At 55.7% G+C, this 20,250-nt stretch carries 21 protein-coding genes; 15 read left to right on the top strand and 6 right to left on the bottom strand.

The window, feature by feature from the left end; genetic code table 11:
• From ELR57_RS16205 to ELR57_RS16180, 6 genes are all read left to right on the top strand, one after another.
• Entirely contained in the window at positions 1-930 is a 930-nt protein-coding gene (locus ELR57_RS16205; RefSeq protein WP_126960148.1) for an ABC transporter permease, read from the top strand.
• Positions 931-961: 31 nt separating this feature from the next.
• A complete protein-coding gene (locus ELR57_RS16200; protein WP_126960147.1) occupies positions 962-1,969 on the top strand; it encodes an ABC transporter ATP-binding protein in 1,008 nt (335 codons plus the stop codon).
• The gene (locus tag ELR57_RS16195; RefSeq protein WP_126960146.1) at positions 1,966-2,922 is read left to right on the top strand and encodes an ABC transporter ATP-binding protein; all 957 of its coding nucleotides are present in this window, start codon (positions 1,966-1,968) and stop codon (positions 2,920-2,922) included. Before ELR57_RS16200 ends, ELR57_RS16195 begins: the two co-directional genes overlap by 4 nt.
• 246 nt (positions 2,923-3,168) lie before the next feature.
• The gene (locus ELR57_RS16190) at positions 3,169-3,915 is read left to right on the top strand and encodes a Cof-type HAD-IIB family hydrolase (protein WP_126960145.1); all 747 of its coding nucleotides are present in this window, start codon (positions 3,169-3,171) and stop codon (positions 3,913-3,915) included.
• A 6-nt stretch (positions 3,916-3,921) separates the two neighbouring features.
• A complete protein-coding gene (locus ELR57_RS16185; RefSeq protein ID WP_126960144.1) occupies positions 3,922-4,407 on the top strand; it encodes a DUF456 domain-containing protein in 486 nt (161 codons plus the stop codon).
• Between the two features lie 93 nt (positions 4,408-4,500).
• A complete protein-coding gene (locus ELR57_RS16180) occupies positions 4,501-6,159 on the top strand; it encodes a putative polysaccharide biosynthesis protein (protein ID WP_126960143.1) in 1,659 nt (552 codons plus the stop codon).
• On the opposite strand, the gene ELR57_RS16175 is transcribed toward ELR57_RS16180, so the two are convergent.
• The gene (locus tag ELR57_RS16175; RefSeq protein ID WP_126960142.1) at positions 6,145-7,347 is read right to left on the bottom strand and encodes a DUF2515 family protein; all 1,203 of its coding nucleotides are present in this window, start codon (positions 7,345-7,347) and stop codon (positions 6,145-6,147) included. The genes ELR57_RS16180 and ELR57_RS16175 overlap by 15 nt on opposite strands.
• Positions 7,348-7,459: 112 nt before the next feature.
• Here ELR57_RS16175 and ELR57_RS16170 point away from each other — a divergent pair, with 112 nt between their 5' ends.
• The 3 genes from ELR57_RS16170 to ELR57_RS16160 all read left to right on the top strand — a co-directional run bounded on the left by ELR57_RS16170 (position 7,460) and on the right by ELR57_RS16160 (position 10,645).
• Positions 7,460-9,049, top strand: coding sequence for a stalk domain-containing protein (locus ELR57_RS16170; RefSeq protein ID WP_126960141.1), 1,590 nt, complete (start codon positions 7,460-7,462; stop codon positions 9,047-9,049).
• Between the two features lie 80 nt (positions 9,050-9,129).
• Positions 9,130-9,474 (top strand): thioredoxin family protein, encoded by a 345-nt coding sequence (locus tag ELR57_RS16165; RefSeq protein ID WP_126960140.1) that lies wholly within the window; start codon positions 9,130-9,132, stop codon positions 9,472-9,474.
• 220 nt (positions 9,475-9,694) lie between these two features.
• Positions 9,695-10,645 (top strand): COX15/CtaA family protein, encoded by a 951-nt coding sequence (locus ELR57_RS16160; protein WP_126960139.1) that lies wholly within the window; start codon positions 9,695-9,697, stop codon positions 10,643-10,645.
• Positions 10,646-10,706: 61 nt separating this feature from the next.
• On the opposite strand, the gene ELR57_RS16155 is transcribed toward ELR57_RS16160, so the two are convergent.
• Both ELR57_RS16155 and ELR57_RS16150 read right to left on the bottom strand, forming a co-directional pair.
• Positions 10,707-12,035 carry an ABC transporter substrate-binding protein gene (locus ELR57_RS16155; RefSeq protein ID WP_126960138.1) on the bottom strand — a complete coding sequence of 443 codons (1,329 nt, stop codon included), beginning with the start codon at positions 12,033-12,035 and terminating at the stop codon, positions 10,707-10,709.
• Positions 12,035-13,054 (bottom strand): ABC transporter substrate-binding protein, encoded by a 1,020-nt coding sequence (locus tag ELR57_RS16150; protein ID WP_158630046.1) that lies wholly within the window; start codon positions 13,052-13,054, stop codon positions 12,035-12,037. The genes ELR57_RS16155 and ELR57_RS16150 overlap by 1 nt, the downstream gene beginning before the upstream one ends.
• A gap of 406 nt (positions 13,055-13,460) precedes the next feature.
• Here ELR57_RS16150 and ELR57_RS16145 point away from each other — a divergent pair, with 406 nt between their 5' ends.
• Both ELR57_RS16145 and ELR57_RS16140 read left to right on the top strand, forming a co-directional pair.
• A complete protein-coding gene (locus tag ELR57_RS16145) occupies positions 13,461-14,171 on the top strand; it encodes a Cthe_2314 family HEPN domain-containing protein (protein ID WP_126960136.1) in 711 nt (236 codons plus the stop codon).
• A 33-nt stretch (positions 14,172-14,204) separates the two neighbouring features.
• Positions 14,205-14,999 carry an SDR family oxidoreductase gene (locus ELR57_RS16140; RefSeq protein WP_126960135.1) on the top strand — a complete coding sequence of 265 codons (795 nt, stop codon included), beginning with the start codon at positions 14,205-14,207 and terminating at the stop codon, positions 14,997-14,999.
• 96 nt (positions 15,000-15,095) lie between these two features.
• Here the strand turns inward: ELR57_RS16140 and ELR57_RS16135 are convergent, their stop codons facing one another.
• A complete protein-coding gene (locus ELR57_RS16135; RefSeq protein WP_126960134.1) occupies positions 15,096-15,341 on the bottom strand; it encodes a NifU family protein in 246 nt (81 codons plus the stop codon).
• A gap of 86 nt (positions 15,342-15,427) precedes the next feature.
• On the opposite strand from ELR57_RS16135, the gene ELR57_RS16130 reads away from it, so the two are divergent.
• Entirely contained in the window at positions 15,428-15,694 is a 267-nt protein-coding gene (locus ELR57_RS16130) for a YuzB family protein (protein ID WP_126960133.1), read from the top strand.
• Between the two features lie 25 nt (positions 15,695-15,719).
• Here the strand turns inward: ELR57_RS16130 and ELR57_RS16125 are convergent, their stop codons facing one another.
• Both ELR57_RS16125 and mqnE read right to left on the bottom strand, forming a co-directional pair.
• Positions 15,720-16,775: an NAD(P)/FAD-dependent oxidoreductase gene (locus ELR57_RS16125; protein ID WP_126960132.1), complete on the bottom strand. Its 1,056-nt coding sequence runs from the start codon at positions 16,773-16,775 to the stop codon at positions 15,720-15,722.
• A 115-nt stretch (positions 16,776-16,890) separates the two neighbouring features.
• On the bottom strand, positions 16,891-17,994 hold the full coding sequence (gene mqnE / locus ELR57_RS16120; RefSeq protein WP_370452282.1) for an aminofutalosine synthase MqnE: 1,104 nt from the start codon (positions 17,992-17,994) through the stop codon (positions 16,891-16,893).
• Between the two features lie 257 nt (positions 17,995-18,251).
• Here mqnE and ELR57_RS16115 point away from each other — a divergent pair, with 257 nt between their 5' ends.
• From ELR57_RS16115 to ELR57_RS16105, 3 genes are all read left to right on the top strand, one after another.
• Positions 18,252-18,710: a hypothetical protein gene (locus tag ELR57_RS16115; RefSeq protein WP_126960130.1), complete on the top strand. Its 459-nt coding sequence runs from the start codon at positions 18,252-18,254 to the stop codon at positions 18,708-18,710.
• A 106-nt stretch (positions 18,711-18,816) separates the two neighbouring features.
• On the top strand, positions 18,817-19,173 hold the full coding sequence (locus ELR57_RS16110) for a HesB/IscA family protein (RefSeq protein WP_126960129.1): 357 nt from the start codon (positions 18,817-18,819) through the stop codon (positions 19,171-19,173).
• A 178-nt stretch (positions 19,174-19,351) separates the two neighbouring features.
• Complete coding sequence (locus tag ELR57_RS16105) at positions 19,352-20,032, top strand: YheC/YheD family protein (RefSeq protein WP_126960128.1); 681 nt, start codon at positions 19,352-19,354, stop codon at positions 20,030-20,032.
• Positions 20,033-20,250: the final 218 nt, after the last annotated feature.

Genomic DNA, 20,250 nt, shown 5'->3' with positions numbered 1-20,250 from the left:
ATGAGCAATCCAGTAGTGACTAGAGATGACAATCCCTTCGCGCCTCTTCGCAAGGAAGCAAGTGCGGGCGAGAAGATTACACGCAAGAGTCTAACAGCTTGGCAGGATATCAGATATAGAATGAAAGGCAACAAGCTGGCCATGTTCGGCTTGTGGGTTATCGTTGCCGTTGTGCTGCTTGCGATATTGATTCCAATCTTATCTCCATACGATCACTTCTCGAACGAGCTGGCGAACAAGAACAAGGCTCCTTCCTGGAGCCACTGGTTCGGCACCGACGACTTAGGGCGAGACATGCTGGTCAGAACGATGAAGGGTGCTCAAATCTCCCTCTTCGTCGGCGTAATGGCAGCCATCATCGACTTCTTTATCGGAATCGTATACGGAGCGATCATGGGTTATTACGGGGGCAAGGTCGACGAGATCATGAACCGTTTCTCGGAGATTCTCTATGCGGTTCCGAATCTGCTCGTCACGATCCTGTTGCTCGTCGTCATGGAGCCTAGCTTGACGACCATTATCGTCGCGATGTCGATTACAGGCTGGATCAACATGGCCTGGATTGTAAGAGGACAGATGATTCAATTGAAGAACCAGGAATACGCTCTGGCTTCCCAAGCGCTTGGCGCCGGCCACATGCGCATTCTATTCCGTCACTTGATTCCGAACGCGATGGGTCCGATCATCGTCACCGTTACGCTTACCGTGCCGAGCGCGATCTTCACGGAAGCCTTCCTAAGCTTCCTTGGCTTGGGCGTTCAATCGCCGGCTGCATCTTGGGGAACGATGATCAACGACAGCGTCGGTTCGATGACGCTCTTCCCTTGGCGTCTCTTCTTCCCGGCCTTCTTCCTAAGCTTGACGATGTTCGCATTCAACGTATTCGGAGACGGCTTGCGTGACGCATTCGATCCGAAGCTTAAGAAATAATCACGACGCTAGGGAAGGGGAGTAGCCAGAGATGACAACGATGCTGGAAGTAAAAGACCTGTGCGTCTCCTTCGATGTATACGGAGGAGAGGTCCAAGCGGTCCGCAACGTCAACTTCGAAGTGAAGCACGGCGAAGCGGTCGCCATTGTCGGCGAGTCCGGCAGCGGGAAGAGCGTGACGGCTCAGACGGTCATGCGTCTGATCGCCATGCCTCCCGGCAAAATCAAGAGCGGCTCCATCGTGTTCGAAGGACAAGACCTGCTGAAGATCTCCGAGAAGGAGATGCAGAAGATCCGGGGCAACAAGATGGGGATGATTTTCCAAGACCCGATGACGTCCCTGAACCCGACGATGACCGTCGGCAAGCAGATCTCGGAAGGTCTCATCAAGCACCAGGGAATGTCGAAGTCGGAAGCGAAAGACCGCGCCATCGAGATGCTGAAGCTCGTCGGCATCCCGACTCCCGAGGCTCGTTACAAGCAATACCCGCACGAGTTCTCCGGCGGCATGCGCCAGCGCGTCATGATCGCGATCGCTCTCGCCTGCAATCCGGCCCTGCTGATTGCGGATGAACCGACGACGGCGCTCGACGTGACGATCCAAGCGCAGATCCTGCGGCTCATGAAGCAGCTCCAAGAGCAGCTCAATACGTCGATCATTCTGATCACGCACGACTTGGGCATCGTAGCGGACGTCTGCGACCGAGTCATGGTTATGTATGCGGGCCAGATCGTGGAGACCGGCACGACTCAAGAAATCTTCGCGAATCCGAGCCATCCGTACACCCGCGGCCTGCTCAACTCGCTGCCTAAGCTGTCGCAGCGCAAAGATGAGCCGTTGGTGCCGATCTACGGCACGCCGCCCGACCTGATCGCGCCGCCTGCAGGCTGCGGCTTCTGCGACCGCTGTCCGTCCGCAATGAAGATCTGCTCGACGACTCCTCCGGAGATTACGGATCTTGGCGGCAACCACAAGGTGAGATGCTGGCTTCAAGATCCGCGCGCTGCGTCCGCGGCACAACAGGGGGTTAGCGTATGAGCAAGACACTGCTGGATATTCAAGGCCTTAGCAAGCACTTCAACCTTGGCGGAGGCCGTGTCCTTAAAGCCGTACAGAACTTCAATCTCTCGATTCGCCAAGGCGAGACGGTCGGATTGGTAGGAGAATCCGGCTGCGGCAAGACGACCGCTGGGCGGACGATCATGCGTCTGTACGAGCCGACGACAGGCACGATGAGCTATGACGGCGTCGACATTACCAAACTGAGCAAGAAGCAGTTCAAGGCATACCGCCGCAGAATGCAGATGATCTTCCAGGATCCGTACGCTTCGCTTAACCCGCGTCTTACGGTTCTCGATATCATCGGCGAAGCGCTTGACATTCACGGACTCGTGCATAGCCGCGCGGAGAGAAAACGCCGCGTCGAGGAGCTGCTCGAGCTCGTCGGCTTGAATGCGGAGCATGCGTCGCGTTATCCGCACGAATTCTCCGGCGGACAACGTCAGCGGATCGGCATCACGAGAGCGCTCGCCGTGCAGCCGGAATTCGTCGTGTGCGACGAACCGATCTCGGCGCTGGACGTATCGATTCAGGCGCAGATCATTAACCAGCTGATCGATCTGCAGAAGCAGCTGGGCTTGACATATCTGTTCGTCGCCCATGACCTCTCGATGGTCAAGTACGTGAGCGATCGGGTTGCCGTCATGTATCTGGGCAAGATCGTTGAGCTTGCGACCAGCGAGGACCTCTACGATTACCCGCAGCACCCTTACACGCAAGCGCTGCTGTCGGCAATTCCGGTACCGGATCCGAGCAAGGAGCGCCAGAAGGAGAGAATCGTGCTCTCCGGCGATCTTCCGAGCCCGATCAACCCGCCAAGCGGCTGTCCTTTCCGGACCCGCTGCCCGGCGGCGACCGAGAAGTGCGCGTCCGAAGTGCCTGAGCTTAGAGAAACGCGGACCGGCCACTGGGCCGCCTGCCATTATGCTTAAATCATTCTAAATTGCAACAGCCCCGAAGGATCCCCAGCGGACCTTCGGGGCTGCTTTAATTTGGCTGGCAATTTTGGTCCGTCTGGATTGGCGGGAATGCGTGGCGATGGGCGCAAGAAGGCAGTCAGGCTGCCAACATTGCCGGCGTCAGGAAGCCGTCATCGTGCTCCAAGCCGATTTGTGATAAACTAGCGTTGAATGTTTAACGGCAAGGCCATATAGAGAGAAGGAGTGAAGAGACCGACGTTGGCAAACTATCGACTACTGACATTGGACTTGGACGGCACGACCTTGAACGACCGAAGCGAGATCAGCGAGGCGAATCGGGAATGGATTGCCAGAGCGAGCGAAGCCGGCGTGACGGTGTGCGTATCGACGGGAAGAGGTTATGACAGCGCGCTGCCCTTCGCCGAGCTGCTCGGGTTGCACGAATCTCCACTGATCGTCGTGAACGGCGGAGAGATCTGGAGCAAGCCGAACGAGTTGCATCGAAGAGTGACGCTGCCGGCGGAGAAGATCATGAAGCTTCACCGATTGGCTGTGCAGCACGGGGACACCTGGTTCTGGGCGTATTCCACCCAGGGCATCTACAACAAAGAGCGGTGGGCAGGCGATACATACAGCCTGGAGTGGCTTAAATTCGGTTACTACAACGAGGACATGAAAGTGCTCGCTTCCATTCTTCAAGAGCTTAAGGGCTGGGAGGGGCTGGAGCTCAGCAATTCCTCGCCCTACAACATCGAAGTGAATCCGGCGGGCGTCTCGAAAGCAACGGCGATCGAGGAAGTGTGCCGGATGCTCGGCTGCGAACTGTCCGAAGCGGTGGCTGTCGGCGACAGCTTGAACGACCTGGCCGCGATCAAGGCAGTCGGATTAGGCGTCGCGATGGGCAATGCGCAGGATGAGGTCAAAGCGGGCGCGGATGTCGTCACGGGAACGAACCTGGAAGACGGCGTCGCCCAAGTCATTCGAGAATACGTATTGAAGGCGTGATGGAGAATGGATATTCTGGGATGGGTTCTCATTATCGTTCTATTCGCCGTGGGCTTGGCCGGAGCGATCTATCCGGTGCTCCCCGGCGCTCTCGCGATCTATGCGGCTTTCTTCGTTTACGGTTTGTTTTTCTCCTTCGAGCCGTTCGGCTTCTGGTTCTGGACCGTCCAGACGATCATCGTCATCGTGCTCTTCGTCTCGGATTACGCGGTTAGCGCCTGGGGCGTCAAGAAATACGGGGGATCCAAAGCGTCCGTCTGGGGGAGCACGATCGGCGTCATTCTCGGTCCGTTCCTCCTTCCGGCCTTCGGCTTGATTATCGGACCGTTCGCGGGCGCGCTGCTGGGAGAGCTCATTCATGGCTCTTCGTTCGACCGGGCGCTTAAGGTCGGCTGGGGATCGCTGCTAGGGTTATTCGCCAGCACGGTCATGAAGGTGATCCTGCAGATCGCCATGGTTGTCCTGTTCTTCATCTGGTTGATCTGGGACTAAGCATTAGTCGCACTAACTTTAGTTCTATCCGGACGCGGTCACGCCGGTCCGAAGCCATTATAAACCGTAACATCGTAGGGATGAGAAGCTAATATGGTAAAGAAAGATTCACTGATCAAAGGAACGATCATTCTGGCAGGCGCGGCGCTCGTCGCCCGGGTTCTCGGCATCTTCCAGCGGGTTCCGCTGGAGTATGCGATGGATAACAATGGGCAGAATGCCTTCGGCCTTGCCAATAACGTCTACTTGCTTCTGCTGGTATTCGCCACGGCCGGCATTCCGAGCGCCATCTCCAAGATGGTGTCGGAGAGATTGGAGCTCGGCCGCCATGCCGAAGTGAAAAGGATTTATCGGGCCGCTCTGCGCTTCGGCATCCTGATGGGGATTGTCATGACGCTTCTGCTGCTTCTTTTTGCTCCCTTATATGCAAGGTTCGCGGAAGTGCCGGATGCCACGTTGGCGATTCGGGCGATCGCCCCGGCTTTGCTCCTCTTCCCCGTCATCGCGATGATGAGAGGTTATTTCCAGGGGCATCAGTTCATGATGGCAGGCGGAGTCTCGCAGGTCATCGAACAAATTGCCCGGGTAATAACGGCGGTCGGACTCGTCTTCTTGTTAGAAGGACTCGGCTACGATAACCGCATCATGGCGGCGGGCGGCGCGTTGGGAAGCGTGGTGGGCGGAATCGCCGCGCTCGGCGTCATGATCGGGTACGGCCGCAAGCTGGAGAAGGGCGAACGCCATGCTCCTTCAAGAGCGGAGAAGGTTACGGCTGCGGCGGATGCCGGCGGTCCTCCGGTTCTCGCGCAGACGAAGGAGATTTATAAAGCGATTCTGCGCATCTCCATCCCGATTCTGTTGACGGCGATGACCGTACAGTTGATCTACTTCATCGACTCGTCGCTTCTCGGCCCTCTGTCCAAGTGGAATTTCGACAAGGAGACCGTCGAATCGTGGCTCGCCGCGCTGGTAACGAACGCGCAATCCATCGCCGGCATTCCGCCGGTTCTGGCTATCGCGCTCAGCACCTCGATCCTGCCCGTGCTTGCGGCAGCCTATGCGGCCCGGGATCATGAGAAGGTTCGCGCTCAGGGCATGCTGGCGATGCGGATCGCGATCTTCACCGGCATGCCGATCGTGCTCGTTCTGACGGTTGGCGCCCATGCGGTCAACGGGCTGCTGTTCAGCAAGCCGTCGGAGAGCGCTGTCGTTGCCATGCTGGCTGGAGGGACCATCTTCCAAATTACGATGATGACCTCGAACTCGATCCTGAACGGACTCAGCAGACAGCGCTCCGCGATGGTGCATACGCTGACCGGCATCGCTATCAAGCTGGCCCTTAGCCTCATCCTGACTCCGTTCTTCGGGGTGTATGGCCTCGTCGCCGCGACGAGCGTATGCTTCCTCTTCGTGACGGCTTGGAACATGATCTCTATCCGCAAGCTGACGGGCATCAAGGCGCTGGGAGACCGCTGGGCCGGCTTCGCTTCTACGGTGTTGGTCATCGCGGCGATCGGCTCTGCGATCGTCTATTACGGATTGGATTGGCTGGAGCCTCTCGGAGGCAAGTGGCCGTACCTGATCGTGACGGCGGTTCTCGGTCTATTCATCTGCGCGGCTTATCTGGTGCTGCTCGTTCTGTTCCGCGTCATTCGCGCGGAAGACCTGAGCGGCTATCCGGCGAGAATCCGCAAGGTGCTCAGTCCTGTCGTGCGTTTGTTGGGACGCTCCCAGCGTTCAACGGCCGTTTAGATGGAACGGTTTGGCTAAGCGGACGGCTGCTTGCAGCTTGCGCTGGCCGAAGAGATGCTCGCGCGTCATATCGATAACGAATGGCCGGCGCATTCTCTTCAAGTAATCCAGGACGGACCGGTCTTGGAACCAATCGCCCTCGGAGACGGGCCCCAATGGCTGATCGGCCCAAGCGTCGGTCAATCGGGGGCTGTACCAGAGAGGGCTGCCCGAAGCGGCATCATTCCCGGAGAAACCGGGAGCGATGCCGTTTCTCTGCGTTCGGGGAGATGCGGGCCTCTCCGGCGTAAACATATGCGGCCAATAATCCGCGCGGGAGCCGGTATGTTTAACGGATCCGGCGAAGGCGAGCGCTCGCGCCAGAACCTTCGGGTATCCGAACAGGATCGAATAGAGGTCCTTGCCGAACTCGATTCGCTCCTCCAGCCGGTCGAACCTCTCCAGCACTCTGCCGGCCAGCAGCCTCGTTTTCTTCTCCCGATGAAGGGGGAAGAGCAGTTGGTTGAGCTGTAGAAGCGGCTGTAGGCGGAAAGCGAACGAATGAAGGACTTCCTCTCGGTAGAGAGGATCCTGAACGGCACGCTTCTCGATGACGTTCTGCTCGTTCACGACAAGAGAGACCGTCAGCGGAATGGGGTTGGAATTCTTCCAGAAGAGCTCCCAGAACGGTCTCATGAAGGCCGTCACTCCCAGATGGGGGAGAAGCCCGAAGAGCGGGCGTCCAAGTCTTCTGCTCTCTTCATACAACAGCAATTGCGGATAAGCGTCGTGGAAAATCAAGGCGTTGCAGGTCTCCAGCATGCGGAAGATCAAATCGGCATCGCTCGGAGCGAGCAGGTTCGGAAGCCATTCGCCGCGCAGGTCCGTCATGCTCCAGCCTCCGTTGCGCGAGACGAGATGGGCTAACAGCGCCCAATGGAGCTCCGGCAGCCGGGAATACATCTCGAAGTAAGCCGCCGTGCGGGTTACATTGTTGCGGTTAAGACGAGCGGTCTCCAGCCGAATCCGATCGCGCAGAAGCCTTCCGTCGTCGTCAAGCTTCGAGAGGGAACCGGCTGGCTCGCCCAGCATGGAGGCCGCTTCCTCGATCTCCGCCTGGCTGGGGCTTATGGCCGCTTGCTTCGAACGGAGGGGAATCGATCTCCACCAGCTTGTTGATTTGGCCGTCAGCCCTTCCCAGAGTGTCACCGTTTCCGCTCCCCCCTCTAAAGAACCATTATAAAATACTCCTTAAGTGGAAGGTTTTCCAATTGAATTGTCGAAATATCCATATCAACCAAAAACGAATGGAGAGTCGATGATGGGCAAGAGGTTAAAGAGATGGCTGGTGCCTTCCGTTGCGGCGCTGCTGGCGGTCGTTCCGGCAGGTTGCGAGGCCGTTAACGGATTGGATATGAACAAGGTGCTCGTGGAGAGGACGGTCGATTCCAACGCCGCGAATCCGAACGCTTCGATCTCCATGTCAATCGGGTTAGACCTGCAATGGAACGATGCGCTTCTGAATGTCGAAGGCGAGGATGAAGCCGATGTCGCCATGCAGAAGAAATGGCTCGACTGGTTCAGCAAGACGACCTTCAAGCTGAATGAATTGAGAACGGACGAAGAAGGCCGGATTCTGGCCAATGGCGTTTTCTCGTTCGGCAAGGGGAACATTTCGTTCCAACTGCATGCCGATGAGTCGCATCTCCTGTTTGAGGTGGAAGGGGCGAAGCGGCCGCTCGTTATCGACCTGGATGAGCCGCTGAAAGGCTCGATGGCGGGAGAATCGCCTTTGCTTGCCCTGCAGCGATCCAAAGAGGGCGAATCCCTCATCCGTACGGTCGCCTCCTACTTCGTCGGAAATCTGCCGAATCCGCCTAAGATCGACGCCAAGAGCGCGAGCGTCGAGATACACGGAACGAAGACGGACGTTACCCAGGTGCATGCGGAGCTGAACGGCAAGCAGCTCGGAGAGCTCATACCCGCTTACCTCGATGCCTTGGTGAAGGATGAGTCGGGGCTGCGGAAGATGGTCGGAGAAGTGACGGATTGGTTCGCGGCGCTGCCGCCGGAGATGAAGGAATCGCTTGAGCTCGATGACCTCGAGCTGCCAAGCAAGGACGAGTTCGAGGAGACGGTTCAGGAGATGGCGGACAGCTTCAAGGAAGCCAAGAAGGAGCTGGATTCCGAGCGGGCGGACAACGAGGACGAGTGGAACGCGTTCTTCAATGAGAAGACGACTCTGAGCGCGGATCTCTACGTAGACTCTGACCTGAAGGTTCGCAAGCTGGCCGCCGATCTCCATTACTCGATGCCAACCGTTGAAGAAGAGGAAATGGCGCTTCCTCTGACCGGCTTTACGATTCGACTCGAGCAAGAGAATTGGACGGACCCGAACGCGTCGCCGATCTCCAACGTGGTCCTGCCGCCTCGCGTTTTGAACGTTGATGATCTAATGGAGATGACGTCGCTTCGCGGGCTTAGGCTGTTCGAGAACGACTCCGTGATCTATGATCTGCTGAAAAACGACTTCTCGGTCGACGATGCGAGCTTCGAGGTGTATCCAAAGAGCGAGGAATGGGCTTCGAACTGGGGGCTGCCTTCTTACCGCGAGGACAAGAATGGGAAGATCCTGATTTCGCTTCGAGGAACCTTGAACGAATTCGAGGACAACGTCGTTTACCGGGGAGGCCATCTCGTCTTCTATGACGAGGGTACTTATCAAGAAGTAGCCCTGACCGTCGGCAGCAACAAGATTAAGGTGAATGGCGTCGACAAGACCTGGAGCCAGCCGGTCGTGACGATCGACGGAACCGCCTACGCTTATGCGGACGATCTCCTTGGGCTTCTCGGGGCCAAGTACTCGCTTGACGACGAAACAAGCAGGCTTCTCATCGAGAGGGATTTGTAAGGCCGCAGAGGAAGTCGTATAATAATCGTTAATCATTCTATTGGCGAAGCGACTTCGTTGGCTTCCGAGGAGGAATCAGGATGCGCAAGATTACGGAAGAGGCGGCTTTCCGCGAGCAGACGGGCAAATCCGAGCTGACGGTGGCCGTATTCAAGACAACCTGGTGCGGGGACTGCCATTTTATCGAGCCTTTCATGCCGGACGTGGAACAGAAGTATGCCGGGCGCATCACGTTCATCGAGATCGACCGCGACGATCTGGCGGATCTGTGCAGCGAGCTTAACATTCTGGGGATCCCAAGCTTCATCGCTTTCCGCGAGGGACGCGAGCTCGTTCGCTACGTGAACAAGCTGCGCAAATCCCGCGAGGAGATCGAGCAGTTCCTCGACCGGGCGCTTGAAGTGTCCGACGCGCTGCCATCATAAGATCGATAAGAACCGAATAGCGATTGGGGGGAGGCTGTTCCATAAGCGCGCTTATGGGGCAGCCTCCCGCTGCGTTGCGTAAGACGCGCTGGCACGGATCAACCAAGACATAAATAGCTTGCCAAACCGTCACACTTTGAACATGGTTTTGGCAAGAGGGGTTGGTTATAATGAAGTTGGCCGTCTTGAGCTTACTTTCACAAAGAAATCGGGGATGGGCATGACTTCCAAAAGATATCGAATCCTGGCCTTATTGAGCTGCATCGGCATGTTCTTGGTTCTGGTCGCCGGCGTTATCGTAACGAATACCCAATCGGGACGCGGCTGCGGCACCGATTGGCCTCTATGCAACGGCAAGTTCGTTCCCGCTTATACGCTTGAGTCGATGATTGAATACTCCCACCGCGCCGTCAGCGGCTTGGAGGGCATTCTGGTATTCGCGACTTTCGTAGCCGCTTTCAAGCTTAAGCCTAATGCGAGGGACAAAGAAGCGTTGATTTATTCGGGCGGGGCGCTCGCATTTACGATCGCGCAAGCGATCCTCGGCATGATGGCGGTCATTTGGCCGACATCGGACGCCGTGCTCGCCATTCATTTCGGCATCTCGATGATTGCCTTCACGTTCACTTGGCTGCTTAGCGCATGGTCGAGAAGAAGAGTGAAGGAACTCGAAACCGGCGTAGCGGCGAAGAAGGAGAAGGGCGCGCTAGTCCTAATTCCCTCTTCGATCTTCCGCGCAACGGTTGCCGTCATCCTATACTGCTATGCCGTCGTCTACCTCGGCGCTTACGTCCGCCACACGGATTCGGCCGGCGGCTGCATCGGCTGGCCTCTGTGCAACGGAGAATTCGTGCCCGAGATCAACGGAGCGACGGGCATTGTATTCCTTCACCGGCTGGCGGGCGTTGTTCTCTTCATCTGCATTCTTCTTCTTCTGCTCTACGTGAGGAAGAAGCTGGGAAGCGATCACGAGATCGCCAAGGTGTCGCTTGTCTCCTTCCTGCTGGTGCTTGCTCAAGTGCTGAGCGGCTGGCTGCTGACGGCAACGCTGGATAATGAGGACGCCTATGTGTTCACCAGCCTGCTTCATACGATCATCGTAACGGCCATGTTCAGCTCGCTCTGTCTCGGAATGATTCGGGCGTGGCAGCTGTCGCGCAAATCCAAATAAAGATAGCGGCATTAAACAAATGGCGGCGTAAGGGAGATAACCCCTTGCTCCGCCATTTGCTTTATCTAACCTCCGATAACCGATTCTTCGCGTCGTCAATAGCCCGTTGGCCTTCCGATTCAACCTCCGCGAGGGCTTGTTTAATCGTTAAATCTCCAGAGACTGCCTGATCAAGTACGTTCTGGGCCGATTCGGTAAAAGCCTCGAGGATGGAACCATCGACGGACGAATAGGGGTTCTCCGGTTCTGGCGCCGGATTAAGCCGATACAAGGGCGACAGATCGTGCTCCGGGATCGGCTGGATATACTCGAGATTCGAGGGAAGGCCAAGATTCGGGTTCGCCTTGGCCAGATAGGATTGGTTGGCGGAGTCGTCCACGATGAACTTTATGAGCTTCCAAGCCGCATCCCTATGCTCGGTGGAGGAAGATATTCCGTAGATCTCATAAACCGAGTAGGAGCGCGATTGATCGGGAGATCGAGGATCCACAGGGGCCGTAACCATTCCCCAATCGATCAAGCGTCCGTTCGGGAAGGCTGCCAATTGTTCGAACTGGTAAGCCGTCATGAATGAAGCTACCGTCATGGCCGCCTGCTCGCTGTTGAAAGGCGGAATCCTCACCCGATCTGCGTTCTCCCCCTTCTTCGGATCATAGATGGCTCCCGACTGAAAAGCGCCGACGGCAGCCGTCCAAATTTTCTCCCAACTAGCCGTATTCATCGTTATTTGCATCGAATCCGGATCCATGTAAACAAGTCCTTCCGTGGCTCCCATGTCCAATATGGAACGAATCGCCGCGTTCTCGTCGTCATGCAATTGCAAACCGTATAAAGGTTTTCCGTCCTGCGTTTGCTTGGGAAACCGTTCAGCCAGCAGCAGCACCTCTTCCCAGGTCATTTGATTCCGAGGCAGAGGGATCTGGTATTGCTCGAACAGCTTCTTATTGTAGAATAGTGCGTCGCTTTGAAAGTGGGCTGTTAAGCCGTAAAGCTCGCCTTCCGTTGCCCCTTTGAGCATGGAGAGGACGATAGGCGTTAAAGATTCCACTTCATATTTGCCCTTCCGTATGATAGGAGTTAGAGCAAGCAGATCGCCTCGTTCTGCCCTCTGCTTCAAGAGAGAGAGACTATTCATCACGACAACGTCTGTCGTCGGCATGGTGGCGCTATTGATCGCAGGCTCCGGCATGACTTGTACGGTGATTCCCGGATTCGCTTTCTCGAAGGCATATCCGTATAGCTTATAGAATTGCTGGGCCGATGGGTAGTTCACCGTGATCGTGACCTGTTCGGAAGGGCTTTCGCTGCTGCACCCGAATAGTGGGGCCATCAGGAGAACGAGAACGGCATTGACGGTTATCCTAAGTCGTGAACGGCTGCCATTCTGCATTAGATATTCTCCTTTGCTTGTTGGGAGACGAGGTCCTGTAATTTTTTCAAGCCGGATTCAACCGATTCGGAGCCCGACAGAATGTCGCCGAATACGCCGTTTACGAGATCGGGAAGGAAATCCGGCCAAGGCAGAGTTTCTGGAACAAGGGGTTGAAGTTCGTAAAAGGCGCCAAGCTCGTCTTTATCTACCGAGCTAATCGAGAATTGCTGCGAGAGCGACGAGAATCCGTAGTCCGAGCGATAGTTCCATTTGGCGACGTTATCGCTCATCAGGAAGGCGACTAGTTTCCAAGCGTCGTCCGGGTTGGCGGAAGCTGCGGGAATCGCCCAGAACCCGTCTGGCGAGAGCGAAGTCGTCATACCGAGCAGCGTGCCGTCCATGGGGACCGGAAGAAGCGACCATCGAAAATCGGGCTTTGTCAGTTCCAGGAGCTTGTAATCGTAGTAGGAAAGGAGCGCCGCAGCCCGATCTCCGGTCAGAAAAGGATTATCGTTGATCGGATCAAGCCTTATGTTCTCGTTCTGAACGGCGGCTGTCGCGAGCTCCCATATCTGCTTCCAAGCGGGGGTATCGATAGTCGCTTCCCGGGTGTTCTCGTCGAACATCTGCAATCGCGAGGATTGTCCCATGCGCATCAACAGAAGAAACGGTGAATCTTTGTGCACCGACAATCCTCCATCCGCTTGCCTAACGGCATCCATCAGCCCGGACCATGTCGTTTGACCCTCCGGAATCCGCATGTTGTTGCTATCGAACAGATCCCGATTTATGGCTACCGCTTCGCTATAGAAGCTGGGAGGAAGTCCGTAGATGCTCCCTTCTCCGTATTGCCTTGTTAACTCCATCAGACTAGGAATGATGGATTCTAAGGGGAAAGAATTTCGTTTTATATGCGGTTGCAGATCGATTAGGTCATTATGGTCGATAAGCTCCGCAAACTGGGAAGATCGCAGGTAGATCAGATCGATCGGATTCGATCGAAGCCAATCGTGAATGGGCTGTCGCTGTTTGATCATTTCCTTCATCGGAACAATCTCGATGCGATAGCCGGGATACTCCAATTGCAATAGATTGGCATATCGCTTGGTGAAATGTTCCTCGGATATATAGCCGATTCGTAATATTTTAAGCTGGTCAGAAGAGGGAGAGGGTTCCCCGCCGCCTCCGAAAGAACAACCGCTTAAAAAGAGGGCTGTCGAAACAAAGGCGGGAATGAGAATGGTAGGTTTGAGAAAGCGCATCGAATCCTCCTTAAAATTTTGTCTAATTATGTAAGTAAAATACCTAAAAATACACTTATTGTAAATGGCGCGGATCCTAAAGTTTTACGAAAGTTTGCTTTGCCGGCAACTCCGCATCAGTTGAGCCGACAGCCGATGTTGCGTTACAATACAAGAATGGATCTCTTGCAGGAGGAATCGCATGCTTCGATCGATATTCGGCGAGCCGCCCAGGCAATGGGAAGGGCCGCCTCTAGAGGCGGTACAAGCCGTCGAGAAGTTCGTCAGACAGCTTCAAGAGCATGAATCGATGGACCGTGAGCGGGTCGTTAAGCTTCGTACCTATGCGGTCTGGGCGGAAGGGCTGCTCCGTTCCTTGGATGAACTGGAGCAGAGCGTCTATGCCGCAAGGCAATTCGGCAGCCGAGTGCGGGGTAGCTCGATCGAAGAGATGTCCGCCGAGGAGAGGCTCGATTATTACCGCCATGTATATTTTGATAAGAATGCTTTTATCCGGGTGTTCTCGCTGCTGGATAAGCTCGGAACTTTGCTGAACGATCTGCTTGGCTTGCATACCGAAAGGGTCAAATCGCGGTTCTCGTACTTTACGGTATTGAGGGCGATGAGGCAGTCGGGGCGGCACGGCGATCTCGCCGAAAGGCTGAACGAGCTCAAGGAGCGGCACGGCGAAGCCATGAATAGGCTGCGCAAGCGGCGTAACCTGGAGATTCATCATATGAATTCGGAGCTTCAGGACGATCTGTTCCAGAGCCTTCATTCGGAGCAGCAGAAGATTCGTCCCTACTTGGAGAACATCACGCTGAATCTTCATGATCTGGAGGAAGGCTGGGAGATGGTTCATCGTTCCTTGGCGTTGTCTTTCCGCTATGCGCTCCGGATGATCCGATCGTGACATATCAGCTCTTAGGGGAAGGAGCGACCGCTCATGAAGCTTAGCGGGAGAACGGCTTTGGTAACGGGAAGCGCGAAGGGACTTGGGAGAAGAACGGCGCTGGAGCTGGCGCGCCTTGGCTGCAACGTAGCGATCAATTACGTGAACAGCCGCGCGGAAGCGGAGGAGCTTGCCGAAGAGATCATCGGCATGGGACGGCATGCCATCGCCGTTCAAGGGGATATCGCTTATGAGGAGCAAGCCGGGCGTCTGGTCGCCGCAACGGAAGAGCGTCTGGGCGGCATCGATATTCTAGTGAACAACGCGGGTCCGTTCATTCGGGAGCGCAAGCTGTTCGCCGATTATCGGGTCAGCGACATCCATTATCTGATGAACGGCAACCTGGTCGGGACCATGCTTCTCGATCATTCCGTCCTTCCGGGAATGAGAGCAAGGCAGTGGGGGCGAATCATTCACTTCGGCTTCGGTCATGCGGCCGAGGCGAGGTCTTGGCCGCATCGGGCGGTTTATGCTGCCGCCAAGGTCGGCCTTGTCTCGTTCACGAAGACGTTGGCCGAAGAAGAAGCTTTCCATGGGATCACGGTGAACATGATTTGCCCTGGGGACATTCGCGGGTCGTTCAAGGAGAAGGGGATCGACGACGCGCAAGGAATTCAGGACGGGGAATCCCCGCGCGGCAGGCCGGGCACCGGAGAGGATGTGGCCCGGGTGATCGGCTTCCTCTGCCTCCCGGAATCGGACTTCGTGACCGGCAACGCGATCGAAGTGTCCGGAGGCTTCGATCCGATCGTGCGTCTGGCGAAGGCGGCGGACACGTATCGCCCGTAAAGCGGACAAAAAAACCTTGCCGAACGTATCGTCCGGCAAGGCTGGCTGCAGCGCCGGCTTGCCCAGGCGCTGCGATTGTATGGCCATCGTGAAGCATTAGAATACTTGCACGACTTCTTCAATACCTTCTACTTCTTCCAGCAACGCGCGTTCGATGCCGGCCTTCAGCGTGATCGTCGAGCTAGGGCAGCTGCCGCACGCTCCCATCAAGCGAAGCTTAACGATGCCGTCTTCAACGTCAACCAATTCAACGTCGCCGCCGTCGCGCTGCAGGAACGGACGAAGTTTGTCGAGCACCTCGAGCACTTCATCATAAATCGTGTCTTGTGCGGTTTCACTCATCGCCATCCCCTCCTTTCATAACCCTATTATAGTACACAATCGTCCGAATTAAAACGGACGTTCGGCAAAAGAAAGGACGATTCCTCATGAACATCGTGGAATTCTGCGTTAGCAATATGCACCATGGTACCGATAAGGTACTGGAGAAGCTGGAACTGGAGGACGGCATCGAAGTCATCGAATACGGATGCCTCGGCAATTGCGGAGAATGCTATCTCTCCCCGTACGCGCTGGTCAACGGAGAGAGCGTAGTCGCGGAACAGGCCGACCAGCTGTACGAATTGATAAAGGCCGCCTTGAAGGAGCAAGAGGCGGATCGCTCCGCTCTCGACAAACTTCTAGACGACCTTTAAATTCGTTTATGAACGGTTTCCCATCTTATCCGAAGTGGCGGCGGCTCTTCCAGAGCACGCCGCTCTTCAGCATGCGCGGAATTCGTCCCATCAGCGATGTCTTGCCCATGACGGCGAAGCCGGATTTCTTCCCGAGGGAGCCGACGGTTCCCTTCAGCTGGATGCGAGGCAGCTTGATGGTCTTGTTGTTCCATCGCGCTTGAAGCACTTGAACGACTTGATGAGCCTGCGCTTGGGCCAATTGACCGCTAGGCGAGAACGGCTGGCTGGAGCAATCGCCGATGACGTAGACGTCCGGAGCGTCCGGCAGCTCATGGAACTCGTTCACGATCAGGCGTCCCTGATTGTCCTTCGGCAGGATAAGATCCTGTACCAGCTTCACCGGTTGGATCCCGGCCGTCCAGACGGCAACGTCGGTGTGGATCTCTTCGTTGCCGTTATGGATGATTCCTTGTTCGATCCGAGTCGTATGAATGCCGGAACGAAGCTCGACGTCGTGCTCCATGAACCAGGAGGCGACGAACTTCTGCAGCTTCGTCGGGAAGGCGGACATCAGGCTGCTGCGGTCCAGAATCCGGATGTTCAAGTCCGGACGGCTCTCGCGGAGCTCGGACGCGACTTCGACCCCGCTCAGGCCGCCGCCGATGATCGAGACTTGTCCGTAGGGACGAACGTCGTTCAGCATCTGGTACGTCTTGCGGGTGGCCGACAACGATTGAACGCTGACGGTGAACTCCGCCGCCCCTTCGATGCCATGATAGTTGTCCGTACAGCCGAGCGCGACGATCAGGGAGTCATAGAACAGAGGATCGCTGTTCAGAAGATGCACGCATTTGTCTTCGAACGAGACTCCCAGGACTTCTCCGTAAACGATCTGAAGCTGAGGATGAGAAGGGAAGGAGACTCGAATGTCCTTCTCCGAGGCGGTGCCGGCGGCCAGAGAGTAAAACTCTGTCTTAAGGCTGCCGAAAGGCATTCGGTCCACCAAGGTGACTCTAACGTCTGCTGGAATGTTGGACAGAAGCTCCTGCACGGCCGTCAAGCCGCCGTAGCCTCCGCCAAGAACGATGATGTTCTTCACTTTGTCACTTCTCCTTATAGCTGAACTGCGCCATTCCGTATTTCGACTAATTCGTGTCCGTCCAAGCAAAACAAAAAGCGGCTGAGGGGCAGCCGCTAATGTTTGGTTTCACACTTTAGCCATAAACCTTCACTTCATTATACAACGTATCGCGTTCAACCGGAATACGTCCGGCCCCCTTAATTAGCCATACCAGATCTTCCCGCGTAATGCCGGCCGGGGTAAGGGCGCCGGCGGCGTGGCTGATTCGTTCGCGCACGATTGTACCGTGGGCATCGGAAGCTCCCATCGTCAAGGCTACCTGCGTCAGCTGCGTGCCGATATTGATAAAGTATGCCTTCACGTGCTGGAAGTTATCCAGCATCAAGCGGCCGATCGCGATCGCGCGAAGATCGTCGAACGCCGAGTTGCGGCGGCGAATGCCTGCTTTCGGGCTCGAAGGCTGCATGGAGAGGGGAATGAACACCTGGAAGCCGTTCGTCTCGTCCTGCAGCTCCCGAAGCTGAATGAGATGCTGCACGCGTTCTTCGATCGTTTCGACGGGACCGTAGAGCATGGTCGTCGGAGTCTTCATGCCCAATTGATGCGCCGTGCGGTGAACCTCCAGATACTGCTTAATGCCGGCCTTCTCCACCTTCATTTTGTCCCGGTACTGGTCCGACAGAATCTCGGCTCCGCCTCCGGTCAGAGACTCGACTCCGGCCGCCATCAAGGTCTCCAGGACTTCGCGGTAGCTGAGACCCGAGATTCGGGAATAGAAGTCGATCTCCGCCGCGGTATAAGCCTTGATCGTGACGTTCGGGTAACGCTCCTTAAGCGCGCGAATCGATTCCACGTAATAATCGAACGTTACATGAGGATTGTGGCCGCCGACAATATGGAATTCTCGAGCCGTAGGGGTAATGTGCTCGTCGACATAAGCGAACATCTCTTCCGGAGTCAGCGTATACGCCCCTTCTTCGCCTTGATCTCTCCGGAAGCTGCAGAACGCGCAGTGGGATTCGCATACGTTCGTGAAATAGAGGCTCATCGTTTCCGTAAAATAAACCTTCTTGCCGTTCTTGCGCAGGTTTACCTCGTTCGCCAGCTGCCCGATCGTCAGCAGGTCCTCCGTCTTATACAGGTAAACGCCGTCCTCGAAAGAAAGCCGTTCGCCAGCCCTTACTTTATCGGCAATCTCCGCCATTTTCTTATCCGAGATGGTAGAGAGAAGCGTCATGATCGATGACCTCCTAATAAGGTTATGTAGTGGTTAATAGACGATATTGTGAAAAAGAGAACTTTCTAGCCTTACAAAAAAATGCACTCCGAAGTTACGCCTCAACAGTTGTTAGTATAAACTTCTAAATAAAACACATCAACTTAAATGTTTGACGGGTATAAATTCCCTTAAAAACGGGAATCAACTTGAATAATAAACAATTTATGGTTATCTTTATGGTAACATTAATTCCAATTAAAGAGGAAGGTGTTCATTTGAAGCCCGACATTCTCCCGTTAGCGGAGCTGGAACAGATGGAGCAATCCGACAAAGTCGCCACCTTGCAGAAGTACCGAGCTGCTTACACCATAAAAGATCTTAGCAACGCCTGGGGCTTGACCAACCCGATCCAGTATTACATGTGGCTGAAGAAGCAGCATATCTACGAGCAGCTCGTCCGCAAAGCGGACAAGTTCGAGCCGACGAAGGAATGGCGCCGGATCAAAGAGTCGGAGAACCGCGAGGAAGAGCGCTTCCAGACGCGGGGCTTGCCGGCGGATCAATTCCGCTACGGCATCGACACGGACTCGACCGGACCCGAGCTGGCCCAGGTGTTCCGACGGCTGTCGGAATTCCTTCTGAACGAGAACGGACGCTTCCGCTGCCGGATCGAGCTCAAAGCTTTGCCGCATCAAGCCAACTCGGAATGGAAAGAAGAAGAGCCCGGCGCTTAAGGCGTCGGGTTTTCTTCGTTAATCGACCCTTGAGAGGGATTGACGTCGGGAGTATACTTAGGATATGGACGATCGAATATCGTCAGCTCGAAGGAGGGAATCAGAGATGATCTCAATCAGCGAAACAGCGGGAGAGAAGATTCACGAGATGCTTGCGGCCGAGGAGTTGCCGAACCTGTTCTTGCGCATCGGCGTACAGGAAGGCGGCTGCAGCGGATTATCATACGGAATGGGCTTCGACGACGAACAGCACGAGGATGACAACGTGTTGGACGTTCGCGGGCTCAAAGTCGTCGTCGATTCGGAGAGCATGCGTTATCTGCAAGGCCTCGAGATCGACTTCAAGGAATCCGCCATGGGCGGGGGCTTCACGATGAACAACCCGAACGCGACGCGCACCTGCGGCTGCGGCTCCAGCTTCAGAACCGCAACCGAAGCGGGCAAGCCGGACAGCGACTGCTGATCGTCGATTTCGGAGAAGGGCCGGGGGAGTGGTTCCCCCGGCTCTTTTTTGTTGCCGCAGTTGGACGCGCCTATCGGCAATTGCCGCATTTCGGGCGTATCTCCGGCGTCATTCATCCAAGAACCTGTCCTTTTGTCCGAGTATGTATAAGTATACTCTGTGAAAGGAGACCATGCGGATGGATGTTGTTAAGATTGCGTCTGGGCGGCAGTTGGCCAGCAAGTGGTTGAAGACCAACACGCTGCTGACGAATCCCTACATTGCCCGGCATATCCCGCCATCGCGCCTGTTCTCGGCTTCGAACCTGCGGGCGATGCTAGCCAGCCACGGCACGGTCGTCATCAAGCCGGTTCGCGGGGGAGGCGGCATCGGCGTGATGAAGATCAGCGGCAGCGGCGGCGCCTACCGGAGCACGTACATGACCAAGACCCATTCCTTCCATTCCTTCTCCGGATTGCTGGCGCACGTCAATCGCGCGCGCAAGGGAAGGAGATACTTGATCCAGAAAGGCATTCAATTGGCAACGGTGTCAGGAAGGCCGATCGATTACCGAGTCAAGTTCGTGAAGGAGAACGGGGTATGGACCTTCCGTTCCATGGTTGGAAGGGTGGCGCGAAGAGGCTTGTTCGTCACGAATCTGTGCCGCGGGGGCATGCAGCTGACGGCCGCGCAAGGCATTCGCCGCTCTTTGTCTTCCCGGGCCGTCATCTCCAAGAAGAATGAGATGCGGAATTTGACGCGGGTGGCGACCCAGCTCCTGGAGAGCCGTTTCCCCGGAGTCGGGCAGCTCGGGTACGACTACGGAATCGACCGGGATGGACGAATATGGATACTGGAAGTCAATACTCGACCTCAATAGACGCCGGGAGTTAACAGGATTTTCTATAAACGGAACCAATCATTGAGAAAATATCCATCATTTTTTTTTATAATCCATGGGAATTAACGCGCTGTGTATAATTCCATCCACAATATCCACCCGAAAAAACGGGGGGGCGGGTATCTTGCCCACATTCTGCCCACATGTTATTCACGGGCTCTTGTTGATAGCGACTGCCCTTGTCCCCCTTAGCGGCG

This window comes from Cohnella sp. AR92 (assembly GCF_003990975.1).
Taxonomy (GTDB): domain Bacteria; phylum Bacillota; class Bacilli; order Paenibacillales; family Paenibacillaceae; genus Cohnella.
The sequence above is the reverse complement of the archived record's forward strand: the minus strand, read 5'-3'. Positions and strand labels throughout refer to the sequence as shown.